The 25313-nt window shown below is 68.5% G+C and carries 24 protein-coding genes; 9 read left to right on the top strand and 15 right to left on the bottom strand.

Going from position 1 to position 25313, the window contains the following annotated elements:
- Positions 1-89 precede the first annotated feature (89 nt).
- The 3 genes from AC2YHA_RS12650 to AC2YHA_RS12660 all read right to left on the bottom strand — a co-directional run bounded on the left by AC2YHA_RS12650 (position 90) and on the right by AC2YHA_RS12660 (position 5816).
- The gene (locus tag AC2YHA_RS12650) at positions 90-3389 is read right to left on the bottom strand and encodes an error-prone DNA polymerase (protein ID WP_487401858.1); all 3300 of its coding nucleotides are present in this window, start codon (positions 3387-3389) and stop codon (positions 90-92) included.
- Positions 3386-4942, bottom strand: coding sequence for a DUF6504 family protein (locus AC2YHA_RS12655; RefSeq protein WP_487402304.1), 1557 nt, complete (start codon positions 4940-4942; stop codon positions 3386-3388). The genes AC2YHA_RS12650 and AC2YHA_RS12655 overlap by 4 nt, the downstream gene beginning before the upstream one ends.
- 145 nt (positions 4943-5087) lie before the next feature.
- The gene (locus AC2YHA_RS12660) at positions 5088-5816 is read right to left on the bottom strand and encodes an ImuA family protein (RefSeq protein WP_487401859.1); all 729 of its coding nucleotides are present in this window, start codon (positions 5814-5816) and stop codon (positions 5088-5090) included.
- 178 nt (positions 5817-5994) lie between these two features.
- Between AC2YHA_RS12660 and AC2YHA_RS12665 the strand changes: the two genes are divergently transcribed.
- On the top strand, positions 5995-8130 hold the full coding sequence (locus AC2YHA_RS12665) for a M3 family metallopeptidase (protein WP_487401860.1): 2136 nt from the start codon (positions 5995-5997) through the stop codon (positions 8128-8130).
- A 5-nt stretch (positions 8131-8135) separates the two neighbouring features.
- Here AC2YHA_RS12665 and AC2YHA_RS12670 read toward each other — a convergent pair whose 3' ends face one another.
- The 8 genes from AC2YHA_RS12670 to rimP all read right to left on the bottom strand — a co-directional run bounded on the left by AC2YHA_RS12670 (position 8136) and on the right by rimP (position 15591).
- Positions 8136-8750, bottom strand: coding sequence for a thymidine kinase (locus AC2YHA_RS12670; RefSeq protein WP_487401861.1), 615 nt, complete (start codon positions 8748-8750; stop codon positions 8136-8138).
- Positions 8750-9169 carry a type II toxin-antitoxin system VapC family toxin gene (locus AC2YHA_RS12675; protein WP_487401862.1) on the bottom strand — a complete coding sequence of 140 codons (420 nt, stop codon included), beginning with the start codon at positions 9167-9169 and terminating at the stop codon, positions 8750-8752. Before AC2YHA_RS12675 ends, AC2YHA_RS12670 begins: the two co-directional genes overlap by 1 nt.
- Positions 9136-9399 (bottom strand): AbrB/MazE/SpoVT family DNA-binding domain-containing protein, encoded by a 264-nt coding sequence (locus AC2YHA_RS12680; RefSeq protein WP_233786667.1) that lies wholly within the window; start codon positions 9397-9399, stop codon positions 9136-9138. The genes AC2YHA_RS12675 and AC2YHA_RS12680 overlap by 34 nt, the downstream gene beginning before the upstream one ends.
- Positions 9400-9448: 49 nt before the next feature.
- The gene (gene rbfA, locus AC2YHA_RS12685) at positions 9449-9847 is read right to left on the bottom strand and encodes a 30S ribosome-binding factor RbfA (protein ID WP_487401863.1); all 399 of its coding nucleotides are present in this window, start codon (positions 9845-9847) and stop codon (positions 9449-9451) included.
- Positions 9848-10048: 201 nt separating this feature from the next.
- Positions 10049-12718, bottom strand: a complete 2670-nt coding sequence (infB, locus tag AC2YHA_RS12690) for a translation initiation factor IF-2 (protein WP_487401864.1) — start codon at positions 12716-12718, stop codon at positions 10049-10051.
- Positions 12719-12726: 8 nt separating this feature from the next.
- The gene (locus tag AC2YHA_RS12695) at positions 12727-13452 is read right to left on the bottom strand and encodes a DUF448 domain-containing protein (protein ID WP_233784551.1); all 726 of its coding nucleotides are present in this window, start codon (positions 13450-13452) and stop codon (positions 12727-12729) included.
- Positions 13433-15058, bottom strand: coding sequence for a transcription termination factor NusA (nusA, locus tag AC2YHA_RS12700; protein ID WP_487401865.1), 1626 nt, complete (start codon positions 15056-15058; stop codon positions 13433-13435). The genes AC2YHA_RS12695 and nusA overlap by 20 nt, the downstream gene beginning before the upstream one ends.
- A gap of 5 nt (positions 15059-15063) precedes the next feature.
- The gene (rimP, locus tag AC2YHA_RS12705; protein ID WP_487401866.1) at positions 15064-15591 is read right to left on the bottom strand and encodes a ribosome maturation protein RimP; all 528 of its coding nucleotides are present in this window, start codon (positions 15589-15591) and stop codon (positions 15064-15066) included.
- A 223-nt stretch (positions 15592-15814) separates the two neighbouring features.
- Between rimP and AC2YHA_RS12710 the strand changes: the two genes are divergently transcribed.
- The gene (locus tag AC2YHA_RS12710) at positions 15815-17029 is read left to right on the top strand and encodes a PQQ-dependent sugar dehydrogenase (RefSeq protein WP_487401867.1); all 1215 of its coding nucleotides are present in this window, start codon (positions 15815-15817) and stop codon (positions 17027-17029) included.
- 64 nt (positions 17030-17093) lie between these two features.
- Positions 17094-18284, top strand: a complete 1191-nt coding sequence (locus AC2YHA_RS12715) for a PQQ-dependent sugar dehydrogenase (protein ID WP_487401868.1) — start codon at positions 17094-17096, stop codon at positions 18282-18284.
- Here AC2YHA_RS12715 and AC2YHA_RS12720 read toward each other — a convergent pair.
- Together AC2YHA_RS12720 and AC2YHA_RS12725 are read right to left on the bottom strand one after the other, a co-directional pair.
- Complete coding sequence (locus AC2YHA_RS12720) at positions 18262-18660, bottom strand: PaaI family thioesterase (protein WP_487401869.1); 399 nt, start codon at positions 18658-18660, stop codon at positions 18262-18264. The genes AC2YHA_RS12715 and AC2YHA_RS12720 overlap by 23 nt on opposite strands.
- Positions 18660-19082 carry a PaaI family thioesterase gene (locus AC2YHA_RS12725; RefSeq protein ID WP_487401870.1) on the bottom strand — a complete coding sequence of 141 codons (423 nt, stop codon included), beginning with the start codon at positions 19080-19082 and terminating at the stop codon, positions 18660-18662. The genes AC2YHA_RS12720 and AC2YHA_RS12725 overlap by 1 nt, the downstream gene beginning before the upstream one ends.
- A gap of 117 nt (positions 19083-19199) precedes the next feature.
- Here AC2YHA_RS12725 and AC2YHA_RS12730 point away from each other — a divergent pair, with 117 nt between their 5' ends.
- The 5 genes from AC2YHA_RS12730 to AC2YHA_RS12750 are packed head-to-tail and all read left to right on the top strand — an operon-like array spanning position 19200 to position 22652.
- Complete coding sequence (locus AC2YHA_RS12730) at positions 19200-19355, top strand: hypothetical protein (protein WP_233784544.1); 156 nt, start codon at positions 19200-19202, stop codon at positions 19353-19355.
- A gap of 16 nt (positions 19356-19371) precedes the next feature.
- Positions 19372-20313, top strand: a complete 942-nt coding sequence (locus AC2YHA_RS12735; RefSeq protein ID WP_487401871.1) for a hypothetical protein — start codon at positions 19372-19374, stop codon at positions 20311-20313.
- Positions 20310-21215 (top strand): transposase, encoded by a 906-nt coding sequence (locus tag AC2YHA_RS12740; protein ID WP_487402305.1) that lies wholly within the window; start codon positions 20310-20312, stop codon positions 21213-21215. The genes AC2YHA_RS12735 and AC2YHA_RS12740 overlap by 4 nt, the downstream gene beginning before the upstream one ends.
- Positions 21216-21256: 41 nt before the next feature.
- Positions 21257-21832, top strand: a complete 576-nt coding sequence (locus AC2YHA_RS12745; protein WP_487401872.1) for a winged helix-turn-helix domain-containing protein — start codon at positions 21257-21259, stop codon at positions 21830-21832.
- Positions 21833-21854: 22 nt separating this feature from the next.
- Positions 21855-22652, top strand: a complete 798-nt coding sequence (locus AC2YHA_RS12750; protein ID WP_487401873.1) for a crotonase/enoyl-CoA hydratase family protein — start codon at positions 21855-21857, stop codon at positions 22650-22652.
- A 357-nt stretch (positions 22653-23009) separates the two neighbouring features.
- On the opposite strand, the gene AC2YHA_RS12755 is transcribed toward AC2YHA_RS12750, so the two are convergent.
- On the bottom strand, positions 23010-23372 hold the full coding sequence (locus AC2YHA_RS12755; RefSeq protein ID WP_487401874.1) for a DUF427 domain-containing protein: 363 nt from the start codon (positions 23370-23372) through the stop codon (positions 23010-23012).
- 97 nt (positions 23373-23469) lie between these two features.
- Here AC2YHA_RS12755 and AC2YHA_RS12760 point away from each other — a divergent pair, with 97 nt between their 5' ends.
- A complete protein-coding gene (locus AC2YHA_RS12760; RefSeq protein WP_487401875.1) occupies positions 23470-24666 on the top strand; it encodes an acetyl-CoA C-acyltransferase in 1197 nt (398 codons plus the stop codon).
- Between the two features lie 12 nt (positions 24667-24678).
- Here AC2YHA_RS12760 and AC2YHA_RS12765 read toward each other — a convergent pair whose 3' ends face one another.
- Positions 24679-25308 carry a LysE family translocator gene (locus tag AC2YHA_RS12765; protein ID WP_487401876.1) on the bottom strand — a complete coding sequence of 210 codons (630 nt, stop codon included), beginning with the start codon at positions 25306-25308 and terminating at the stop codon, positions 24679-24681.
- Positions 25309-25313 lie beyond the last annotated feature (5 nt).

Genomic DNA, 25313 nt, shown 5'->3' on the forward strand with positions numbered 1-25313 from the left:
GCCATATGCCCCTGAAAGCATTAAGGTCTTCCTGAGGTGATGCGCCGAATGGCCGGTTCAGCTCGCCTGCCGCTTGTTCGAATCCTCCATCAGTGGAAGTCATGGCTGCGGATCGGAATCGAATCTTCGTCCCGCCGGCTGCGCCAATGATTGCCAGGACGGGGGGGCTGCGGGTGCCGGGGCGGACCATCGCTGGCCGCGCCGTCACCGGGAGCGGCAAGGCGCGGCAGGTCGATCGCGCCGACCTCGCGCAGCATGTCCGAATAGTCGACGATGCGGTCGACGATGATGTGGATCACCTCGCCCTCGCGCTGCACCTCGCCCTGTACGCCGATCATCGTCGCGGTCATGATCGTGCGGCGCTGCGCCTCGAACCGGTCGCGCCACACGATCGCGTTGGCAATGCCGGTCTCGTCCTCCAGCGTGAGAAACAGCACGCCGGTGGCGGTGGCCGGGCGCTGGCGCACCAAGATCACGCCCGCAACTTCCACCTTACGGCCGGACCGTACCTGCTTGAGCCCCGCGGCAGGCGTCACGCCCAGCAGATCGAGCCGGCCGCGCAGGAAGGACACCGGATGCGCGCGCAGCGAAAGCTGGATGGCGCGATAATCCTCCACCACCTCGCGCCCTGCGGTCAGCGGCGTCAGCGCAACGCTGGGTTCGCGCCGATCGGCGAGCCCTAGCGGCATCGGCTTCTCGCCGAGCGCGCGCACCGCCCAAAGGGCCTGCCGCCGGTCATGTCCGAAGCAGCGGAAGGCATCCGCCCGCGCCAGCCGCTCGAGCACCGCGGGCCTGACCCCGGAGCGTCGCCACACGTCCTCGACCGAGGTGAAGGGGCCGGCGGCACGCGCTTTCAGGAGTCTCTCCTCGACATCCTCCTTGCCGACCCCGCTCACGATCCTGAGGCCGAGCCGAAGCGGCGCAAGCGCCGCCCATTCCTCGTCGGTGCCGTAGAAGCCCGGATGCCTCTCGCGTCCCGTAGCCCGCGCCGCGGGCGCCAAGCACGTGTCCCATGCGCTCGCGTTGACGCACGGCGGCAGGAACTCGACCCCATGCTCGCGCGCATCGCGGACGATCTGCGCGGGGGCGTAGAACCCCATCGGCTGCGCGTTGAGCAGCGCCGCGCAGAACACGTCGGGATGATGCGCCTTCATCCATGACGAGGCATAGGCGATCTTGGCGAAGCTGGCGGCGTGGCTCTCGGGGAAGCCGTAGTTGGCGAAGCCCTCGATCTGCTTGACCATCCGCTCCGCGAAGTCGAGGCTGATGCCGTTCCTCAGCATGCCCTCGATCAGCTTGGGCCGGAACTCGCCGACGTTGCCGGTCGCCTTGAACGTCGCCATCGCCTTGCGCAGCCTGTCCGCCTCGCCGCCGGTGAAGTCGGCGCCGACGATGGCGACCTGCATCGCCTGTTCCTGGAACAGCGGCACGCCCAGCGTCTTCTTGAGCACGGCCTCCAGCTTTTCGGACGGATATTCGACCAGATGGGGATTCTGCCGGCGCTTGAGATAGGGGTTCACCATGTCGCCCTGGATCGGTCCGGGCCGCACGATCGCGACCTGGATGACCAGGTCGTAGAACTCCTCGGGCTTCATCCGGGGCAGCATCGACATCTGCGCACGGCTCTCGATCTGGAAGACGCCGAGCGTGTCGGCCTTGCGGATCATGGCGAAGGTCGCCTGGTCGTCGTCCTGGAATTCGGGGCTGTCCAGCGTCATCGGGCGCCCCTTGTGCTCGGCCATCAGTTCGAACGCGCGGCGCATGCAGCCGAGCATGCCGAGCCCCAGCACGTCGACCTTCATGAAGCCCAGCTCCTCGATGTCGAGCTTCTCCCACTCGACCACCCAGCGGTCGGGCATGGCGGCGGGTTCGATCGGGATCAGCGTGTCGAGCCGGTCACGCGTGAGCACGAAGCCGCCCGGATGCTGCGACAAGTGCCGCGGCATGCCGACCAGTTCGTTGGCGAGCTCGATCGCCAGCGCGACCCGCGGATGACCGGTGTCGACGCCGAGCGCCCGGCTGTGCTTCTCCTCGATGCCGTCGCCTGAGACGCCCCAGACCTGCCCCGCCAGCGCGCCGGTCAGGTCCTCCGACAGGCCCAGCGCCTTGCCGACCTCGCGGATCGCGCCGCGCGAGCGGAAACGGCTGACCACCGCGGTCAGCGCGGCATGGTTGTGGCCGTAGGTCTCGTAAATCCATTGGATCACCTCCTCGCGCCGCTCGTGCTCGAAATCGACGTCGATGTCGGGCGGCTCGTGACGCTCCTCGGAGATGAAGCGCTCGAACAGGAGGCCGCGCTCGATCGGGTCGATCGAGGTGATGCCGAGCACGTAGCAGATCATCGAATTGGCGGCCGATCCGCGGCCCTGGCAGAGGATACCCTCGCTCCGCGCGTAGCTGACGATCGAGTTCACCGTCAGGAAATAGGGCGCATAGCCCATCTGCCGGACCAGGGAGAGTTCGCGGTCGAGCAGCGCGCGATAGTCGGGCGGCACCTTGCCGCCGAACGTCCGGTCGAGCGCGTTGTGGGCCAGCCGCTCCAGCGCCTCCTGCGGCGTGCGGCCGGTCATCACGATCTCGTCGGGATACTGATAATCGAGATCGCGAGGATTGAAGGTGCAGCGCTCGACGATCGCCTCGACCGCGTCGAGCGCCTCGGGGAAGCGGGCGAAGCGGCGGGCCATGTCCTCGGGCGTCTTGAGATGGCGGTCGGCGCTGCGCTCGCGGCGGAAGCCGAGCTCGTCGATCGTGCATTTCTCGCGGATCGCGGTGACCACGTCCTGCAGCATCCGCTTGTCGGGCGTGTGGTAGAGCACGTCGCCGGTTGCGAGCGGCGTCAGGCCATGGCGGCGCGCAGCCTCGGCGAGATTGTGGAGACGCAGGGCCTCGCCCGGTCGGCGGTGCGGGGTCAGTGCGACATGCCCGCGTGTCCCGAACACGTCCGCCATCCAGCGCAGCGACAGGGGATCGCCCTCGTCCGCCATCCCCGGCACCAGCGCGCCGACCAGCCCTTCGCTCGCCTCGGTGACGTCCTCCCAATGAAGGAAACATTTCCCTTTCTCACCGCGCTTGGGATCGGCGCGCAGCTTGCCCTTGGAGAGGAGCCGGGTCAGCCGCGACCAGGCCGCCCGATCTTCCGGCCACACCAATATCGAGGCGCCGTCGACGAGGTCGAGACGGCAGCCGGCGACCATGCGGATCGGGCAGCCCTGCTTGGTGATCGCCTCCGCCGCGACCAGTCCGCGCACGATCCCGCCCACCGAGTTGCGGTCGCAGATGCCGAGCGCCGGCATCCCCATCAGCGCGGCCGTCGAGAACAGCTCCTCCGCCGACGACACCCCGCGTAGGAACGAGAAATGGGTGGTCACCTGAAGCTCGGAATAGGTCATCCGAACACGCCGTGCATGAACCAGCGGAGATCGCCGCTGGCAGTTCGCTCACCGTCGCCGCGCCGATAGAGCCAGAAGCGCGCGCCGGTTTCGTCCTCGACCCGGAAATAGTCGCGCACCGAATGCCGCTCGGACGGGCGGCGCCACCATTCGCCCTGGATGCGCTCGGGGCCGTCGGCGCGGATCACGCGATGGGTGACGCCGCGCCAGGTGAAGCGCCGCGGCGGATGGTCGGGCAGCTCGTACAGGACGTTGTCGACCTCCTCGGGCCGCGCCAGCAGCCGCGCCGGCCGTGGCCACAGCGGCGTCCAGGGATCGAGCGGCCCTAGCCGCTTCAATCGCGCGACGTCGTCGATTGGCGGCTCGGTGCCCGTCCGGCCCGGCGGATCGAGCGGCGGAGCGACCGCGACGCTGCGCTCGGGAACGTCGCTCTCGATCGGCTCGGTGCGCCAGATGCGGGCGCCGCGTGTCGTCAGCGTGTCGATCAGCGGGGCGAGATCGGGGGCGGTCTCTTCGTCGAGCCGTTCGGCGAAGGATTGGGGTTCCAGCGGGTCGGTCGCACGGACGACGAGCGTCATCGCGTCGATGCCATAGCCGGGCTCGACGCTCTCGATCCGGCGGACGAGCAGTTTGAGGATGTGTGCGCCATCGCGGCTCGGCCGAGCGAGGCCGATGCGGATGCGTTGCGGCACATGGTCGACCCGCTCGGCGATCAGCTCGATGCGGCGCGCGCCGAGCCCCTCGGCGGTGAGCGCCTGGGCGAGGCAGGGGACCAGCACACCGAGCCAATGCTCGATCGCCTCGGCTGTGGCGATCGGCTCGGCGAAGCGCTGGACGACGGCGATCGTCTCGCGCGGGACGATGGGATCGACTGGCTCGGCGATACGGCCCAGCGCCTGATCCAGCCGTGCGACCAGCGCGTCCCCTAGCCGCCGGGCGAGCGGCGCGCGCGGCATGGTGACGAGCTGGCCGATTGTGTCGATGCCGAGGGTACGCAGCAGATCGAGCTGAGCTTCGTCGAGTCGCAGCGCGCGCGGCGGCAGCGGCGCCAGCATCGTCGCCTGCTCGCCCGGCGGGCATAGACAAATCCGCGGCCCGTGGCGGGCGAGCGCATGTGCCGCGCCCGGCGTGTCGGCGATTGCGATCCGCGCGGTGAAGCTGAAATGCGCGAGCAGCCGGATCAGCTGCCGCGCCATGTTCTGCTCGCCGCCATGAAGGTGCGCGACGCCGGTCATGTCGATCAGCAGCCCGTCGTCGCCGTCGAGCCAAACGGTCGGCGACCAGCGCCGAGCGAGCAGGGTGGCGAGACGGAGCATGTCGGCGCGGTCGCCTTCAGGATCGGCATCGCGCACGACCAGTCCGGGATTGAGCGCTCGCGCGGTGGTGAGCGCCATACCGGGAGCGATGCCTACTGTCCGAGTTTCGGGTGAAGCCGCAGCGATCAGGATGCGGCTGCCGACGCGGTGGGATGTGACCAGAAGCTCCTCCCCGACACGGGGAGGGGAACCATTCGTCGCAGACGAATGGTGGAGGGGGCCCTCCACCTCGGTCACCGCTCGTGGCTGGGCCCCCTCCACCACTCGCTTCGCGAGCGGTCCCCCTCCCCATGCCGGGGAGGAGCTGTTCTCCAGTGCCCATCTCGCCCCCGGCCGCCAGCTGCCTTCCCGCGAAGGAACCGACGCCGGCGTTCGCCCGCCCTCAGGCGGCGGCGCGGCGGCGTGTGTCGGCGCGGCCCGCCGCAGCCGTTCGATCGGCCAGTGCGGCAGGTAGAGCGCAGCGACCCGTTTCATCGCAAGCCTCCACGGTCCAGTTACCCGGCTCGCCCCCGCGCTGGCGGGTGAGCTCGATCCGCCAGCGTGCCCGCCCCACGCCCTCCACCGGCAGCGGTGCCGACGGCGCGCTCGCCACCCGCCAGCGCGTCACCGCCGCCGAGGGAGGCCCGAGCGGATCGGCGCCGGCGCGGCCATGGCGCCTCATGAGCAGCGCGATCGTCCGTCCGCCCTCGGCGGCGAGCTGGAGCCGCCGCGTCGCCGCCATTTCGGCGCGCTTGATCTCGCCGATCACCGCGCCGAGCCCGCGATGCCTGAGCCCCTCCTCCATGATGGCGAGCAGGTCGGCATCGTCCTGAGCCTCGGCATAGATCAGCCGGTGCGGCGCCAGCCCAGCCTGCGCCAGCCCCGGCGCGAACAAATCGCGGCGCCGCACCACCCACAGCACTGGGCCCCAGGCGCGCGCGGCGATGCCGGCAAGGAACAGGGTCGCCGCGGCATCATCCCCCAGTCCCGGCGATGCGGCGGCGACCTCGTGCAGCGCGTCTAACCTCAGACCCCCATCGGTCAGCGCCGCATCGACCGGCGCCATCCCGAACGGCAGCGCCGGCCGCCGGCGGAAGCCGCCGCTCTCCAGCCCGCGAAGCTCTTCGCGCAATCGGGCAAGGACCTGGGTTCTGGACAAGCTCACGACTCGGGCAATGACGAATGTTCGTATTTTGTTCCATGCAGCCGGCGAGTCAAGCGACGACGAGATGCCCCGACGAAGTCACGAGCGGCTCTGGACCCTTTGTCATCCTGCGGGCACAGTCGGGCGCATCAGGGGGATTTTCGATATGACCTTTCGCTTGACGCTTGCCTTGCTCGCCACGACCTCGCTCGTCATGTCCGTCACCGCTTCCGCTCAGACGCCCGCCCCCGCTGCCGCGAAGGTGGACGCCTCGCCGCTCACCGCGCCCTGGCCGGGGCCGCACGGCGGCGTGGTGCCATGGGACCGGATCAAGCCGGCGATGTTCCCGGCTGCGTTCGAGACGGCGATGGCCGAGTGCCGGCGCGAGATCCAGGCGATCCGCGACAAGCGTTCCGCTCCCACCTTCCAATCGATCATCGAGCCGCTGGAACTCAGCTGCGACACGCTCGACCGGGTGATGGCCGCCTGGGGCGTCTACACCAGCAATCTCGCCACCAAGGAGGTGCAGGACCTCGACCAGGAATGGAGCCCGAAGCTCGCCGCCTTCTATGATGAGATCACGCTCGATCCCTTGCTGTTCCAACGGGTGAAGGCGGTCTACGACACGCGCGCCAGCCGGAAACTCGACCCGCAGCAGCTCCGCCTCGTCGAGCGCACCTATCGCAGTTACGTGCGCTCCGGTGCAGCACTCAGCGAGGCGCAACGCGCCGAGGTGACCCGCATCAATCAGCAACTCGCCGGTGCCTTCGCCGAGTTCAGCCGCAAGCTGCTCGCCGACGAGGAGACCTGGATCGTCCTCGACGACGCGAAGCAGCTCGACGGGTTGCCCGACAGCGTCAAGGCGGCGATGCGCGCCGCCGCCGAGGAGCGCGGGCTTGCCGGCAAATGGGTGGTGGTCAACACCCGCTCCTCGGCCCAGCCCTATCTCATGTACGCGACCGACCGGGCCATGCGCGAGAAAGTGTGGCGTGCGTTCGTGAACCGCGGCGACAACGGCGACGCCAACGATACCAAGTCGACCATCGCCACCATCCTCAAGCTCCGCCAGGAGCGGGCGAAGCTGCTCGGCTTCAAGAACCACGCCTGGTACCGGATGGACGACACCATGGCCGAGACCCCGGCCAATGCCATGGCGCTGATGACGCGCGTCTGGCCGGCCGCGGTCGCTCGGGTGAAGCAGGAAGTCGCCGACATGCAGGCGGTCGCCGATCAGGAAGGCGCCGGCATCACCATCCAGCCCTGGGACTATCGCTACTACGCCGAGAAGGTGCGCAAGGCGAAGTACGACCTCGACGAGGCGGAGATCAAACCCTACCTCGAGCTCGGCAACATCCTCCAGGGCGCCTTCTACGCCGCGGGCCGGCTCTATGACCTCGGCTTCAAGGAGAATACCGGCCAGATCCCGGTATTCGCGCCCGACATGCGCACCTTCGAGGTCACGGACCTCAAGAGCGGTCGTTTCATCGGCTATTTTTACTTCGACGCCTATGCCCGTTCGGGCAAGCGCTCCGGCGCCTGGGCGACGCGCTATCGCGGCCAACAGCACCTCGGCGGCGAGCGTACCGTGCTCGCCTCCAACAACAATAATTTCGTGAAGGCGCCCTCCGGCGAGCGCACGCTGGTCAGCCTCGATGATGCGAACACCACCTTCCACGAGTTCGGCCACGCGATTCATTCGCTGCTGCAGAACGTGACCTATCCCGGCCTGTCCGGCACGCCGCGCGATTTCGTCGAATATCCGAGCCAGGTGAACGAGAATTGGCTGCTCACCCGCGACGTGCTCGACCGCTATGCCAAGAACGCCGCAGGCCAGGCGATGCCGCAGGCGTTGGTCGACAAGATCGAGAAGTCGCAGACCTTCAACCAGGGCTTCGACACGGTCGAGTATCTCGCCTCGGCGATCGTCGACATGAAGCTCCACGACCGCGACACGCCGGTCACCGACGTCGCCGCCTTCGAACGCGACACGCTGGCCGAGATCGGCATGCCGAAGGAGATCGTGATGCGGCACCGCCTGCCGCAGTTCAACCATCTCTTCTCGTCCGACGCCTATTCCGCCGGCTATTATTCCTACCTGTGGTCGGAGACGATGGACGCCGACACCTGGGCCGCGTTCGAGGAGACCGGCAACGTCTGGGACAAGGCGACCGCCGACCGTTTCCGCACCACGCTGCTGTCGACGGGGAACGAGACCGACCGCAAGGCCGCATACCGCGCCTTCCGCGGCCGCGATCCCGACGTGACAGCGCTGTTCAAGCGGCGCGGGTTTCCGGCGGAGTAAAGGCCCTAGCCGATGCCGTCCGAACCGGTGCCGAGCGACAACGTACCCGCCAGCGCCTCGGCGAAATGGCGGCGGCATAGCGCGACGTAACGGTCGTTGCCGCCGATCTCGGTCTGCGCGCCGCGAGTGAGGGCGCGGCCATGGGGGCCGACGCGGGCGTTCATCGTCGCCTTGCGCCCGCACAGGCACACCGACTTGATCTCGACAAGCGCGTCGGCCAGCCCTAGCAGGCGTGCCGATCCCTCGAACAGCGCGCCTTGGAAATCGGTCCTGAGGCCATAGGCGAGCACCGGGATGCCGAGTTCGTCGGCGACGGTCGCGAGCTGATCGACTTGCGCGACGGTAAGGAATTGTGCCTCGTCCACCAGGGTGCAGTGGAGCGGTGCGCGGTCATGCTCCTCCTCGACGCAGCGGCGGAGATCGGTTGCGCTGTCGAAGGCAGTGGCCGGCATCGACAGACCGATCCGCGAGGCGATCGTGCCGGCAGCGAAGCGGTCGTCGATCGCGGCAGTGAACAACATCGTCCGCATCCCGCGCTCGCGATAGTTGAAGTCGGCCTGCAGCAGCGTGGTCGACTTTCCGGCGTTCATGCTGGCGTAGTAGAAATAGAGCTTGGCCATCAGCCGAGTGTCTCGACGGGAATCGGCGACTCGCTGCCCGCAAGGTGGACCATGTCGCGTTCGAAGGTGACGAAGCTGTCCGCGCCGTCCGAAGCGACGATATGCATTATATCCGCAAAATCGGCGCCGGCAGCGAACCGTTCGATCGCCCAGCCGATTCGATCGGGATCGCTCACGGTGACGGCCGGCAGCTGCAGGAGATCGGTGAGGGTTGCCGCGAGCACTGCCCGCGTCAATCGGTAGCGCGATGACAGGAGCCACGCCGTTTCGAGAAACACGGTGTCCGAGATGAAACAGGGCTCCGACAGCGTTGCGTCGGCGACACGCGCCTGCGCTTCATCGTCGCGCATGACGTAGCGCGCGAGGACGTTGGTATCGACCGACCTCACCGATCCCAGCGCGGCCCGCCGCTCGCCCACATGTCGGCAATCGCCTTGCTCATCTCCTCGATCGGAACGGACGGTCCCCGATAGTCGATGCGGGCGCGGATGCGGGCAGTGATGTCCTCGAACGTCTCTCCCGACTTTATCCGAGCCTTGCGCAACAGCACCCCGTCCGGCCGCTCGACGACATCGAGGCGGTCACCCGGCATTAGCCGCAGCCGGTCGCGGACATCCTTCGGGATGACGACCTGACCCTTTTCCGACATCCTGGTATGGGCGCTCATTGAAGTAAGATGTGTCTTACTTTGCGAGTTGTCAATCGCCTTCGCCGTCCAGATCGCGCGCGATCCCGGGATCGCGCAGCAGCGCGTCGATGCGGGTGCCCTCGTCGAAGCTCTCGTCGGGGAGGAACTTGAGGCGGGCGGCATATTTGAGGTTCACGCGGCGCGCGACCTCGCTCTGGAGATAGGCGGTGTTCTGGCGCAGCGCCTTCAGCACCGCCTCCTCGTCCTTGCCCAGCAAAGGCTTGGCGAAGACGGTGGCGTGCCGGAGGTCCGGCGACATGCGGACCTCGGTGATCGAGACCAGGTGGCTCGCCAGCACCTCATCGTGCACGTCGCCGCGCTGGAGGATGTCCGACAGCGCATGGCGCACCTGCTCGCCGACGCGGAGCAGGCGGACCGAGCGGGTCTCGGGGGTTTCGGTGTGTCGCATCGGTTAGAGACCACCCGCTCTGACGAATTGCCAGATCATGACGGCCGAGAAGGCCAATGACACGATGCCGCCTATGGTCGCGCCCGCGCCCGCGAGCGTCCATCCCCAACGATCGTCGCGAAAGTCTCGCCAGGTTGAGCGGCCCCCATGCACCGCAATCAGCAGCGCTACGAGAGCCAGCAACCCGACGAGCCACATCGCCTACAGCGTCCGTTCGCGCATCTCGACTTCGAAGGTTTCGAGGAAGTCGCCCGCCTTGATGTCCACGAAGTTGTTCGAGAAGGTCACGCCGCACTCAAGACCGGCGCGCACTTCGGGCACGTCGTCCTTGAAGCGCCGGAGCGATGCGATCTCGCCCTGGTAGATGATGACGTCGGCACGCGTGATGCGGGCCTTGAGCGCCTTGCGGATGACGCCTTCGGTGACGAGGAGACCCGCCGCCTTGCCGTGCTTGCCTGCGGAGAACACCTCGCGGATCTCGGCGCGGCCGACCACGGTCTCGAACGCCTCCGGCCCGAGCTCACCCGCCATACCGGCGCGGATCTCGTCGATGAGGTCGTAGATGACGTCATAGTATTTCAGCGCCACCTTGTTCCGCTCGGCGATCTCGCGCGCCTTGGCGTTGGGACGGACGTTGAAGCCGATGATCGGCGCGCCCGAGGCACCCGCCAGCGTGACGTCGCTCTCGGTGATGCCGCCGACGCCCGAGTGGAGCACCCGCGCCTTGATCTCGTCGGTCGAGATCTTGTTGATCGACGCGACGATCGCCTCGACCGTGCCCTGGGTGTCGGCCTTGACCACCAGCGGATACTCGATCGCCTGCTTGTCCTTGAGCGCGGAGAACATGCTCTCCAGGCTCGCCGGCGCCTGGGTCGTGCGCTTCTGGAGCAGCACGCCCTGGCGGTATTCGGCGACCTCGCGGGCACGCGCCTCGTTCTCGACGACCTGGAGCAGGTCGCCCGCCGACGGCACGCCGGACAGACCGAGCACCTCGACCGGCACCGACGGGCCCGCCGACTTCACCTGGCGGCCCTTGTCGTCGACCAGCGCGCGGACCTTGCCGCTCTCGGCGCCGACGACGAACACGTCGCCGACCTTGAGCGTGCCGCGGTTGACGAGGATCGTCGCCACCGGACCACGGCCCTTGTCGAGCTTCGCCTCGATCACGGTGCCCTCGGCATCGCGGTCGGGATTGGCCTTGAGCTCCATCAGCTCGGCCTGGAGCTGGATCTTCTCGATCAGCTGGTCGAGGCCGGTCTTCTTGAGCGCGGAGACCTCGACGTCCTGGGTCTCGCCGCCCATTTCCTCGACGATCACCTCGTGCTCGAGCAGGCGCTCGCGGATGCGCTGCGGATTGGCCTCGGGCTTGTCGACCTTGTTGATCGCGACGATCATCGGCACGCCGGCCGCCTTGGTATGGTTGATCGCCTCGATCGTCTGCGGCATCAGCCCGTCGTCGGCCGCGACCACCAGCACGACGATGTCCGTCACGTTGGCGCCGCGCGCACGCATCTCGGTGAACGCCTCGTGGCCGGGCGTGTCGAGGAAGGTGATCTGGCTCTTATCCTTCAGCGTCACCTGATAGGCGCCGATGTGCTGGGTGATGCCGCCGGCCTCGCCCTTGACCACGTCGGTGCCGCGCAGGGCATCGAGCAGGCTGGTCTTGCCGTGATCGACGTGACCCATGATCGTCACCACCGGCGGACGCGGCTTCAGGCTCTCGGGCGCATCCTCGCCGGTGTCGGTGGTGAGGTCGATGTCCGATTCGCTGACGCGGACGATGTTGTGGCCGAAATCGGTGACGAGCAGCTCGGCGGTGTCCTGGTCGATCGTCTGGTTGACGGTGACCATCATGCCCATCTTGAACAGCGCCTTCACCAGGTCGGCGCCCTTCTCGGCCATGCGGTTGGCGAGCTCCTGGACGGTGATCGCCTCAGGCACCACCACGTCGCGGACCTGCTTGGGCTGCGCCTCGCGCGGGCCGGTGTGGGAACGCCGCTCCTTCTCGCGGGCGCGCTTGAGCGCTGCGAGCGACCGCGCGCGGGCGCCGTCGTCGCCGCCGAGCGCGCGGTTGACGGTGAGCTTGCCCGACTGGCGGCGATCGTCACCCTTGCGGTCGCGCTGCTGCGGCCGCTGCTGCTGCGGCGCATCCCGGCGCGGCGCGGGACCGCCGGTCGATGCCGGACGCGATGCCGCGGCGCCGGCCGACTGGCCGCCGTTCGACGGCGCGCTGGCCGCCGGCGCGGGCGCGGGGCGCTCGACCGGCTTGGGAATCTCAGGGCGCTGCACCGGCGTGAACATGCGCGGCGCCGGACGGCTGGCGTCGCGCGTCAGCTCGACCACGGGCGGCGGGGGAGGTGGAGGCGGCGGTGCTGCAGGCTGCGGCTCGGCAGCGGGGGCGGCTGCCTCCGGCTCGGGCGCGGGTTCGGCGGCAGGCGCGGGCTGACGTGCGGTTTCCGCCTCGGCCTTGGCGCGCTCCTCGGCGCGGCGGCGTTCCTCCTCGGCGGCCTCGGCGCGCATGCGCTCCTCGCGGCGACGCGCGTCCTCGAGTGCGGCCATGCGCTGCTCTTCGGCCTCGCGCAGCAGGCGCTCCTGGCGCTCGCGCGGCGTCTCGCCAGCGGGCGCGGCGGTCCGCTGCGGCGCAGGCGCGGGGGGCGGAGGCGGCGGTGCGGCCTGCTCGACCGCGGGCGTCTCGGCCTGGGCGCCGCCGGCGCCGGGGCCGAGCACGCGGCGGCGCTTGACCTCGACCACCACCGTGTTCGAGCGCCCGTGGCTGAAGCTCTGCTTGACCTTGCCGGTCTCGACCGTGCGCTTCAGCCCCAGCGGCTGGCGCATGCCCAGTTTCGGCTTGTCGTTGTCGGTCTCGCTCATGCGGTTACTCAAATTCCTTCGTGTGAGGCGTGCGTCGCCTCGGACAGATTGACGGATGCCGATGCGCCGACCGGCGGGTCTGCGCAAGCATCGGGTACAGGTTCAGGTCCGATAAAGTGGAGCCAGCGGAGCAAGGATTGCTCCACCCGCTTCGCCGCCTGAGCGTCCGTCAGGCCGACATGTACCACATTTTCGCGGCCGAGCGCCAAGGACAATATGGGGCGTGGGACGGGCAATGCCAATCCCTTGAGGCCCGATCCTTCCGCATCCGAGCCGACGCGCCACGCCTGGGCGAGCTTGCGCATACCGTCTTCGCCTGCATCCGCGGCGTGGAGCAGCAGGTGGAGCTGGCCGGATCGCGCCGCCGCCTCGATTCGATCGGTGCCGGTGAGGAGGCGGCCGGCCTTCGCCTCAAGCCCCAGCCGATCGAGTGCGGCACGCTGAAGCTGCGCGGCGATCTGGGCGCCGAGCTCGTCGGGAATCACGAGCGTGGCGCCCTTGAACGCCCGCGCGAGCGCCCCCTTGAGCTTGCCCTTGGCCTGTGCGGCCTCGAGCTCGACTTTGGTGACGCCGATCCAGGCGCCGCGGCCGGGCGCCTTGGCACGGATGTCGGGCAGCACGGACCCGTCCGGCGCCAGAGCCAGACGGATCAGTCCCTCACGCGGCGCTTCGTCGCGCGAGAGGATGCAGGTGCGCTGGGGGGCTAGCGCGGCCTCATTGCGAGGATTCCGCATGCGCGTCCTCCTCACCCGCCGGCGCGGGCTCCTCGTCGGTGAACCAATGGGCGCGGGCGGCCATGATGATCTCGTTGCCCTGCTCTTCGCTGAGACCGTACTCGCCGAGCACGCCGCCCTTGTCCTGCTCGCGGGCGGGCGGGGCGTTCTCGCTGCGGCGGCGCGGCTCGGTGCGCTTCTTGGCGATCAGCTCGTCGGTGGCGAGGTCGGCGAGGTCGTCGAGCGTCTTGATGCCCGCCTTGCCGAGCGTCACCAGCATCGCCTCGGTGAGGTACGGCATGGTGGCGAGATCGTCCTCGACGCCGAGCGCGCGACGCTGCTCGCGATTCGCTTCCTCGCGGCGCTCGAGCGCTTCCTGCGCGCGGCTCTGCAGCTCCTGCGCGAGCTCGTCGTCGAAGCCCTCGATCGAAGCGAGCTCGTCGAGCTCGACATAGGCGACCTCCTCGAGCTCGCTGAAGCCCTCGGCGACGAGGAGCTGTGCCAGCGTCTCGTCGACGTCGAGCTCGTTCTGGAACGTCTCGGAGTTGCGGACGAACTCCTGCTGGCGCTTCTCGCTGGCGTCGGTCTCGGTGAGGATGTCGATGCCCTTGCCGGTGAGCTGACTGGCGAGGCGCACGTTCTGACCGCGGCGGCCGATCGCCAGGCTCAGCTGGTCGTCGGGGACCACCACCTCGATGCGGTCGTCCTCCTCGTCGATCACCACACGCGCGACATTGGCCGGCTGCAGCGCGTTGACGACGAAGGTCGCGGTGTCGGGCGACCAGGGGATGATGTCGATCTTCTCGCCCTGCATCTCCTGCACCACCGCCTGTACGCGGCTGCCCTTCATGCCGACGCAGGCGCCGACCGGATCGATGCTGGAGTCATGCGAGATGACGCCGATCTTGGCGCGGCTGCCCGGATCGCGGGCGGCCGCCTTGATCTCGATGATGCCGTCGTAGATCTCGGGCACTTCCTGCGCGAACAGCTTCTTCATGAAGTCGGGATGCGCGCGGCTGAGGAAGATCTGCGGGCCCCGGTTCTCGCGGCGGACGTTGAGGATGATCGAGCGAATGCGGTCGCCGACGCGCACCACCTCGCGCGGGATCTGCTGGTCGCGGCGGATCACGCCCTCGGCGCGGCCCAAATCGACGACGACGTGGCCGAACTCGACGCGCTTGGCGACGCCGATGATGATTTCGCCGACGCGGTCCTTGAACTCCTCATACTGGCGCTCGCGCTCGGCGTCGCGGACCTTCTGGAAGATGATCTGCTTCGACGCCTGGGCTTGGATGCGGCCGAACTCGATCGGCGGCAGCGGATCGACGATGAAGTCGCCGACCGCGGCGCCGGGCTGCAGCTTCTGCGCGTCCTTGACCGAGACCTGCTTGAAATAGTCGTCGACCGCCTCGACCACCTCGACCACGCGCCACAGGCGCAGGTCGCCGGTGTTGGGGTCGAGCTTGGCGCGGATGTCGTTCTCGGCGCCGTAGCGGTTCTTGGCGGCGCGCTGGATCGCGTCCTCCATCGCCTCGATGACGATGGCCTTGTCGATCAGCTTCTCCTTGGCGACCGAATCGGCGATCGCGATCAGCTCGGCCTTGTTGGCGGAAATGGCGGTGGCCATCCTCTTTACCCTTCTACTTCGATGATCTGGTCCGCCCCTTCGGCGGAAAGCGGTGCGGTGGCGGCGATGAGCGCATCGGTCATCACCAGCTTGGCGTCGGCGACGGCGGCGAACGGCACCGTCATCGCATGGAAATTGCGGACGTCGACGGTGACCTGGTCGCCCTCGATCCCGCGCAGGATGCCGTTGAGCTGCTTGCGGCCCTCGACCGGCTCGGCGAGCGTCACCCGCGCCTCGTGCCCCGCCCAGTCGGCGAAGTCCTGGAGGCGGGTGAGCGGCCGGTCGATGCCGGGCGACGATACCTCGAGCCGATAGGCCTCCTCGATCGGGTCGGCCTCGTCGAGCCGGTCCGAGATGCGGCGCGAGAGCTCGGCGCAGTCGTCGATGGTGAGCTGGCGCGTGTCGGGACGCTCGGCCATCACCTGCAGCGTCGGATCGCTCTTGCCGCCGAACATCTTCACGCGCACGAGCGCCAGCCCCAGGGCCTTCGCCTCGGGCTCGATCAGCGCGGTCAATGCGGCGATGTCCGCCATCCGTTCTCCGAAAGTCGAAAATTCAAAACGCGTCTGCCCGCTGCCGAGCGTCGCCGCCCGGCCTCGCCAAGGTTTTCACGATGTCGAGAAAGCACGGGCGATATAGCGCCGCCCCCCGTTTCAGGCAAGGGGCGCCTGCTTGCGGTCGCCCGAGCACCATTTCGCTGGCGCAACCCTCGCCGGAATGGCACGTTTCCCGCGCATCCCCCGGGAGAGAATATCCATGCGTCTTGCTTCGCTTGCCCTGATCGCCATGGTCTCCAGCTGCTCCGATTCCGGCGGCGCCCAGAAGACGGCACCCGATGGCAAGCCGTTCAAGGTCGAGACCGTGGGCGAGTTCGACGAGCCGTTCGCCATGGCGTTCCTGCCCGACGGACGGATGCTGGTGACCGAGAAAGCGGGCAAGCTCAAGCTGCGCGACGCGAACGGCCGCGTGATCGACGTGACCGGCGTGCCGGCGGTCCGCGCCGGCGGCCAGGGCGGCCTGCTCGACGTCGCGGTCGCGCCCGATTTCGCGCGAAGCCGCGCCATCTATCTCAGCTACTCCGAACCGCGCGGCGACGGCGAGGACAGCAGCCTCGCGCTGACCCGCGCGACGCTCGACGAGGTCAGCGGCACCGCCTCGCTCGGATCGCCCAGGGTGATCTGGCGCGCGGGATCGGACGGCCAGGGCGGCCAGTTCGGCGCGGTCATCGCCTTCGCCCCCAACGGCAAGTCGCTGTTCCTGTCGTCCGGCGAGCGCCAGCGCTTCGATCCGGCGCAGGATCCGAACCAGGCGCTGGGCAAGATCATCCACCTGACGCTCGACGGCCAGCCCGCGCCGGACAACCCCGGCGCCGGCAGGACCGGGGCGCAGAGCGTGCAGATTTTCGACCCGCCCGCGAATACGGGCGCAGCCGCCTCCGCGCCGAAGCGCACCTACACCTTCCCCGGCCCCAATCGCATCCCGGCGGAGACCTGGACCAGCGGCCATCGCAATCCCTACGGGCTTGCCTTCGATGCCCAGGGACGCCTCTGGGAGACCGAGATGGGACCGAAGGGTGGCGACGAGGTCAACCTGATCGAGCGCGGCAAGAACTATGGCTGGCCCAAGGTGTCGAACGGCGACAATTACGACGGCACGCCGATCCCCGATCACGCCCCCGGCGACGGTTTCGAGCCGCCCAAGCTGTTCTGGAATCCGTCGATCTCGCCGGGCGGCTTCATGATCTATTCGGGTAAGCTGTTCCCGAAATGGCAGGGATCGGGCTTCATCGCCGCGCTGTCTGGGGAGGCGCTGATCCGCGTGACGCTGGGCGACGCGCCGTCCAAGGCCGATCAGTGGGACATGGGCACGCGCATCCGCGACGTGGCGCAGGGCCCGGACGGCGCGATCTGGCTGCTCGAGGACGGCGGCAGGGGCGCCGGCGGCAAGCTGATGCGCCTGACGCCGCCGTAGGTCGAGGGCAGGCGCAGAGCATCGTTGGGGGAGTTCGCGGGCGAGGACTGGAGAGGACCAGGCCATGAAACGCTGGACGACCGTGCTGATACTGGCGGCGCTCGCCGGATGCGATGGCGGCGATAGCGGCGGCGGTTCGCCGATGCCAAGCCCGACGCCGACTGCGACTCCGACACCCACGCCATCCCCAAGCCCGTCTCCGACGCCGAGCCCTTCACCCTCGCCGATCACCTCGGTGAACCGGCAGGTGGTGGCGACGTTCGACGCGCCCTGGGCGATGGTGTTCCTGCCCGACGGCCGGATGCTGGTGACCGAGAAGCCGGGCCGGCTGCAGCTCGCGACGCAGGGCGGCGCCAAGACCGAGGTCAGCGGCGTGCCGGCGGTCTATTACGGCGGCCAGCTCGGCTTCCAGGACGTGATCCTCGATCCTGATTACGCCAACAACCGCCGCATCTACCTCAGCTACGCCGAGAGCGCGTCAGGCGGGCAGCGGCTGGCGGTGGCGCGCGCGACGCTGAACCTCGACGGCACACCCAGGCTCGATGGGCTCAGCGTGATCTGGCGCGCGGTGCCGACCACCACCGGCGGGCAGCTGGGCGCGCGGCTCGCCTTCTCGCCCGACGGCCGCTACCTGTTCGTCGCGACCGGCGAGCGACAGCAGGGTAGCCCGGCGCAGGACATGGGCGGCACGCTCGGCAAGATCGTGCGGCTCAACCCGGATGGCAGCGTGGCGGCAGGCAATCCCTTCGCGAGCACGACCGGCGCGCGGCCGGAGATCTGGACGCTCGGCCATCGCAATCCCTACGGCCTCGCCTTCGATGCATCGGAGCGATTGTGGGAACATGAGATGGGCCCCAAGGGCGGCGACGAGCTCAATCTGATCGAGCCGGGCAAGAACTATGGCTGGCCCAACGTCTCGAACGGCAGCAACTACGACGGCACGCCGATCCCCGACCATGCGCCCGGCGACGGCTATGCCGCGCCCGCAATCTCGTGGAACCCGGTGATCTCACCGGCGGGCCTGATCTTCTACTCGGGCAATCTGTTCGCGGACTGGCATGGAGACGTGATCCTCGGTGGGCTTAGCAGCCAGGGCCTCGTGCGCGTCCGGATCAGCGGCACCGCCGGCACCGAGATGCAGCGCATCCCGCTCGGCAACCGCATCCGCGAGGTGGAGCAGGGGCCGGACGGTACGATCTGGGTGCTGGAGGACGCACCGACCGGGCGGCTGCTCAAGCTGACGCCGGGGAGCTAGGCCGCACCAGCAGGAAGGTCTGGCGCGCGGCGGCGATCGGCTTGTCGGAATCATCCTGCCAGGCGGTCGCGTCGACATTGGCGATTCGGGTGCCGAGACGGCGGATGAGGCCTTGCGCGCGCGTCGCCTTGGCGCGGCCGCCGCGCATGTAATCGACGGTGAGATTGACCGGCTTGATCCGCGTGCCGTCGTCGCCAAGGGCATGATGCAGCGCGACGATCGCCGCCATCTCGAGCAGCCCGCCGATCGCGCCGCCATGGAGGAAGCCGGGGCGCCCGGACAGTCGAGCCTCATCGAACGGCATCACCAGGACGGGCGAGCCTTCGCCGGCTTCGATCGAGAGGCCGAGGAGATCGGCATAGGGCGGCAGCCGCATCAGCCCTCCGTCAGCATGAAGGTGCCGGCGACATGCGCGAGCGGATCGGCCGGGTCGCCGTCATGGGCATGGCCGCGCACGAACGCGATCGAGCGGGTCACGCGATAGCATTCGCCGCGCCCCACGACCGTTTCTCCCGGACGGGCTGCGCGCAGATAGTCGATGCGCAGGTCGAGCGTCGCATGGGGGACGAAGCGCCCGCGCTTCAGCCACGCCGCGACGCTGGTCGCCATGTCCATCAAGGTCAGGATCGGGCCGGAGGCGATCACGCCCGTCGCCGGCTCGCCGATCAGCCGCGGATCATAGGGTAGCTCGAGCTCCGCCCAGTCGTCCCCGTGATCGCGATAGCGGATGCCCACCGCATGGCCGTGCCCCTGCACGCGTCCCTCGAAGAACATGCGCGGGTGGAAGGGCAGGCTCATTGGCCCCGCCCTATCGCGGCCGCCGCCACTTTACAAACTTGTAACTAAGCGTCCGTGGGGCACCCGACCTAGCCTTCCCAGCGCCGGCACGGGCCGGCGGCAAGAGGGGGAAGGACGATGGATCTGTTCACGATCAACATCGCGGACATCGCCGACCTGGCGACGTTTGTGGCGATCAACGGCGCGGCGGTGATCGCCGAATATTCGGGCGATCAATTGTTCGAGACGATCGTCGGGGTCGCCGCGCTGGTCTATGAAATGGATCCCGGCTGAGCGGAAGGGTCCGAGGATGAGCGGTTCGACCGACATCCCGGCGGGGCGCTGGTCGGCGGCACGGGCGCGCTCAGCCGAGATCAACGCGGGCTGGCGCGCCTCGGCTCCGGTGCGGATGCTGGCGGAGACGCTCGATGCCCCCGCCACCGAGCTTCGCCAGCGCGCGACGGCGCTGCTGTTGGACATGCATTGGGTCGAGGCGCTGCTCGCACCGCTGGTCGATGCATTGGCGGCGGACCCGCTGTTCGATCCGCCGTTCAAGGTGAGCCGCGATCCGGCGCGGATCGGCGCGGTGCTGTTCGATTCGCCCGGGGTACGGGTGAGCGCGGCGGTGCTGTCGGCGCGGGGACTCGCAGCCGCTCTGCCGCGCAGCGTGGTGGTGCCCGGGCATGTCGCCGTCACCCGCTACGTCCACGCGGGCGGCGTGATGCTGCGGCGCTGGCGGGTGGAGGCGGCCGGCGCCGACTTCTCGTCCGCAACGGCTCCGCCGGCCGTGGAGATCATGCCGTTCGTGCTCGCCGACGGCGACGTGGTCGTCCAGGACGGGGCGACCGACGGCCATGTCGCGGTCGGCGCCAAGAGTGACGTGGTGACGCTCAGCGTCATGATCCGGCCGCCCGAAACGGCGCTGGTCCGCGAATATGCGATCATCGACGGACGGCTGCTGCGTGCCTCGACGCTCGACGATTATGCCTCGCGCGGGGCGATGCTGCTGACCTTGCTGCGCACGCAGGGCCGTACCGATGCCGGCCATGTGTTCGAAGCGGCGACGCGCGACCGTGCCTTCCACGTCCGCTGGTCGGCGATGCGCGAATGGCTGGCGCTCGACGCCCGCGCCGCGCTGCCGCGGCTCGCCGAGATGGCGGCGGGCGATCCCAATAGCGAGGTGCGGGAGGCGGCGGGGTCGACGCTCGCGGCGATTCGCGCCCGAATGGAAGCGGTGCCGTGCCCCGCATGATCGACGCCGGCCGGGGCGAGGCGATCGGGCTCGGCGAGCTGGTCGAGGCGTTGGAGGCGCACCCCTTCGATCCGCGCGACGAAGACAGTTTCGCCGATGTAGGGCCGCTGCTCGCGCGGTTGGGACGCAATCCGGATTTCCTCGCCGACCTCGCAATCGCCGAACTGGAGATGCGCTGCGCCGGCCAGGCGGCGAGCAACGGCTATGGCGCCCAGTCCTTCCTGTTGAAGCCGCCCACCGGCCGTTATCTGATCCGCGCCAATTTCTGGCCGGCATTGGAGGACGCCGCAGTGCGTGCGAGCGGCGCGGCCGCCTTCCTCTACGACATGCCGCACGATCATAATTTCTCGTTCCTGACCTACGGTTATCAGGGTCCCGGCTATTGGAGCGATTATTATGAGCGCGATGCCGATGCCGTGATCGGCGTGCCGGGGGAGCCGGCTGGGCTGCGCTTCGTCGAGCGTTCGCGGCTCGAACAGGGCAAGCTGATGCTCTACCGCGCGCGGCGCGACGTCCATCGCCAGCTGCCGCCCGATGCCTTTTCGGTCTCGCTCAACATTCTCGGCTATGCCCCCGGACAGCCGTGGATCGAGCAATATCGCTTCGACCTTGATCGCGGCACCATTGCCCAGGGGCTCAACGTCACCCCGGCCGAGGGATTACTCGCGATCGCCGCGCATCTCGGCGGAGAGGCGGGGCTGGGTCTCGCGCGCGACTATGCGCGGCGCCACCCCTGCGAGCGGATGCGCGTCACTGCGCTCGACGCGCTGCTGTCGGCGGATGGACCGGCAGCGCTGCCCGCACTCGAGCGAGCGGCGGATGATCCCGACCGCTATGTAGCAGCCCATGCCCGCTTGCGGCTCGACCGGATTGCATCCGATCCGGAGGAGCTTACCGCATGAATGGATCTAATTCCGGCTAAGTTGCTGATATGGGGGGCAGCGTGCGCATCGAATGCGACGTACCCGGACTGGCGCCGGCGCTTGCGGCACGCGGTATTCGTGTCGCGGCCGGGGGAATCGCGACCTTCGCTCGCGCGGCCGGCTTCACGTCGGAGGCGCTGGTCGAGGCACGCAACCATGGTCCGTTGATCCTGATGGTGGAGACGCTCGATCAGGTCTCGTCCGCGCTCGATGCCGGTGCCGACGATGCCGTGCTTGCCGGTGCCCCCGTTGACGAGATCGCCGCGCGCATCGCCGCCCGGCTGCGGTTCGCCGCGGCCCCGATCGGCGTCGGCGAGCTGCTGATCGACCGGGTCGCGCGCAAGGTGACGCGCGCCGGCCGCGCGATCGGCCTCTTCCCGCGCGAATATGCGCTGCTGCTCCACCTCGCCCAGCACGCCGGCGAGGCGGTGCCGCGCCAGGCGCTGCTGGAGGCGGTGTGGGGCTTGCGCTTCGATCCCGGCACCAATGTCGTCGCGGTGCATATGTCGCGGCTGAGGGCCAAGCTCGACCGCGGTTTCGCGGCGCCGATGCTCCAGACCGAGAAGGGGGTCGGCTACCGACTTGCCGCGACCTGAGGCCCGCGCGATAGTCGCGGCCATGACCGCCCATGTCTCGACCGAACGTGTCTCGATCGCCATCGCCGGCGGCGTCGCCGACGTCCGCCTGACCCGCGCCGACAAGCTCAATGCGCTCGATCCCGCCATGTTCGACGCGATCATCGCCGCGATCGACCGGCTCGCGGGCGAGCCGGGTCTGCGCGCGGTGGTGCTGTCGGGCGAGGGGCGCGCCTTCTGCGCCGGGCTCGACATGGCGAGCATGGCCGCCGGCGGCTCCGGCATCGACCTCGCGACGCGCAGCCACGGCGCCGCCAATCGCGTGCAGCAGGTCGCCTGGGGATGGCGCACGCTGCCGGTGCCGGTGATCGCCGCGGTCCACGGTATCGCCTTCGGCGGCGGTCTCCAGATCGCGAGCGGGGCCGATGTGGTGCTGATCCACCCCGAGGCGCGGCTGTCGGTGATGGAGATGAAATGGGGCATCGTCCCCGACATGGCCGGCTTCGCGCTATGGCGCGGGCGAGTACGCGACGACGTGCTGCGCGAACTGACCTATACCGCTGCGGAGTTCAGCGGCGCGGCAGCAGTCGGCCACGGCTTCGCGATGCGTACGGCGGATGATCCGGTGGCCGAGGCGCTGGCGCTCGCCGCCGCCATCGCCGGCCGCAATCCGGACGCGATCCGCGCCGCCAAGCGGCTCGCCAACCTAGCCGTCGAGGCCGATGCCGCCACCATTCTCTCGACCGAGAGCGCCGAACAGGCGGCGCTGCTGCGCTCACCCAACCAGATCGAGGCTGTGCGCGCCAATATTGAGAAGCGGGCGCCGGACTTTGCCGATTAGCGCATGGACTTGGAAAGTCTGAGCGGCTGGTATTGGTGGTTAGCTTCCGTTCCCAGGTGGGACAGCTGGAGCCAAGCCTAGCGCTGCCGGCCGAACCGAGCCCGTAATACATAGAAGGCTAAGAATCCGGTTGAAGCGACCACTCCCACGATGGTCGAAACTACGAGCAACGTAGTAGCTTGGCGGTAGTTCATGGCGAACATCAAGCCACAGAACACCGCTGCGGCAATAAGCCAGAATCGAGAACTACCCCTCCGCACAGGCTAATCATACGCCTCGCAGATGAAGAGTGCCAGCGATCGTATGGTCTTCGGCTATTGGACGATTTCAGCCGCTCAGACCTGTTAGTCTGGAACGCTAGCCCACCTCGATCGAATCGACACGGTTGGAATAGAAGGCAAGGTGGTCCTTGATCGCCGCGACTGCCTCGTGCGGCTCCTCATAGCTCCACACAGCATTGGCGCCACGCTCGCCCGGTACTGAGAAATAGCTGGCCTCGCCCTTATAGGGGCAATGGGTGCCGTGATCGGTGCGGGCCAGCGCGCTCATATCGGCATCGGCGCGCGGCACGTAATAGACCGGCGGGTAATCGGCCTCCTCAAGCTTCAGCGCCCTGGTGGTGTCGGCGATGGTGCGCCCTCCCGCCTTCACCACTACGCGGCGCTCGGCGGGCGTGATTGTGATCGGATGGTCGGGGCCGGGCTCGAGCTTCTCGGGCATCTGCCGTCTCCTGCTTGACTGCACCGATGAGATGGTGCCTGTGCGCTGCACATGCTAGTCCATACCGAAAATACGAAAATCTAGGAGAGCTGGCGTCATGCGTGAAGCCGTGATCGTCTCGACCGCCCGAACCGGAATCGGCAAAGCCAATCGCGGCTATTTCAACATGACCGAAGCGCCGGTGCTGGGCGCCCATGTGATGAACGCCGCGGTCGAGCGTGCCGGCATCGATCCCGCGCGGATCGACGACGTCTTCTTCGGCGCGGGCAACGAGTGGGGTACGCAGGGCGCCAACCTTGCCCGCATGTGCGTGTTCGCGGCGGGGCTGCCGACCGAGGTGCCGGCATTCACGCTCGATCGCAAATGCGGCTCCGGCCTCACTGCGATCGCGCTGGCGGCGCGCGGCATCGTCTGCGACGAGATCGATGTCGCGCTCGCCGGCGGAATGGAATCGATCTCGCTCACGGCGATGCAGGCGCCGGCGCGCGTACTGAACGAGTCGGTGCTGGCGAGGAAGCCGCTCGCATACATGACCATGATCGAGACCGCTGAAGTAGTCGCCGAACGCTATGGCATCAGCCGCGAGGCGCAGGATGCATTCGGCGCGATGAGCCAGCAGCGCGCCTTCGCCGGGCTCCGGAACGGCGCCTTCGCCGAGGAGATCGCGCCGATCACGGTGGAAAAGGCCAATTACGACAAGGACGGCAATCTCATCGGCACCGAACCGGTGACGGTGACGCAGGACGAGGGCATCCGCGACGGCACCACCGCCGAGGTCCTGGCGGGGCTGCGCACCGTGTTCAAGGACGGGCTGGTGATCAAGGAAGGGCGGCACGTCACCGCCGGCAACGCCAGTCAGCTTTCCGACGGCGCATCGGCGCAGCTGCTGATGGAGCGCAAGGCGGCGGAGGCGGAGGGCAAGGCCATCCTCGGCATCTACCGCGGCTTTCAGGTCGCCGGCTGCGAGCCGGACGAAATGGGGATCGGCCCCGTGTTCGCGATTCCCAAGCTCTTGAAGCGCGCCGGCCTCGGGATCGAGGACATCGGGCTCTGGGAGATCAACGAGGCGTTCGCGTCGCAGTGCCTCTACTGCCGCGACACGCTCGGCATCGATCCGGACCGGCTCAACGTCAACGGCGGCGCGATCGCGATCGGACATCCATTCGGCATGACCGGATCGCGGCTCGTCGGCCACGCGCTGATCGAGGGACGCAAGCGCGGGGTGAGGTACGTCGTCGTCTCTATGTGCACTGCCGGGGGCATGGGCGCGGCGGGGCTGTTCGAGATTCCGTGATCGGCGCAGCGATCAGGACGGTTTCACCTTCAGCAAGGCCAGGCCGAAGCCGACGAAGATCACCCCCGTCAGGCGGTTGAACGCCCGCTTGATCGCGGGACGGCCGAGATAATGGGACAGCGAGCGTCCGCCGAGCGCATAGACGGCGTACCAGAAGCACTCGATCGCAGCGAAGGTCACGACGAGGATCGCGAACTGGGGTGCCTGCGGCAGCGCCGGATTGACGAACTGAGGCAGGAAGGCCGCGGCGAACAGGAGCAGCTTGGGGTTGCTGATGCAGATGGCGAAGCCTCCGCGGAACAGCGCCCTCGTCGAAACGGTCGCGGGCAGATCGCCCTTGCTCACGTCGATCGGCGTCACCTCGCTACGCCAGGCTCTGATACCGAGATAGATCAGATAGGCGACGCCGGCATAACGCAGCACCTCGAACGCGCCGGGTACGGCGAGCAGGAGCGTCGTGAGCCCCGCGGCGGACGCGGCAAGGACGGTCACGAGCGCCAGCAGGCAGCCGGCCATCGCCGCGATGCTGCGCGTCATCCCCAGCTCCACGCTGCGCGACAGGATGTGGAGCATGTTGGGTCCCGGCGTGCCCGACAGCAGGACGACCGCTCCTACGAATAGCCACCATGTGTGAAGCGTCATCGCCG

Source organism: Sphingomonas sp. SRI_018, assembly GCF_057586275.1.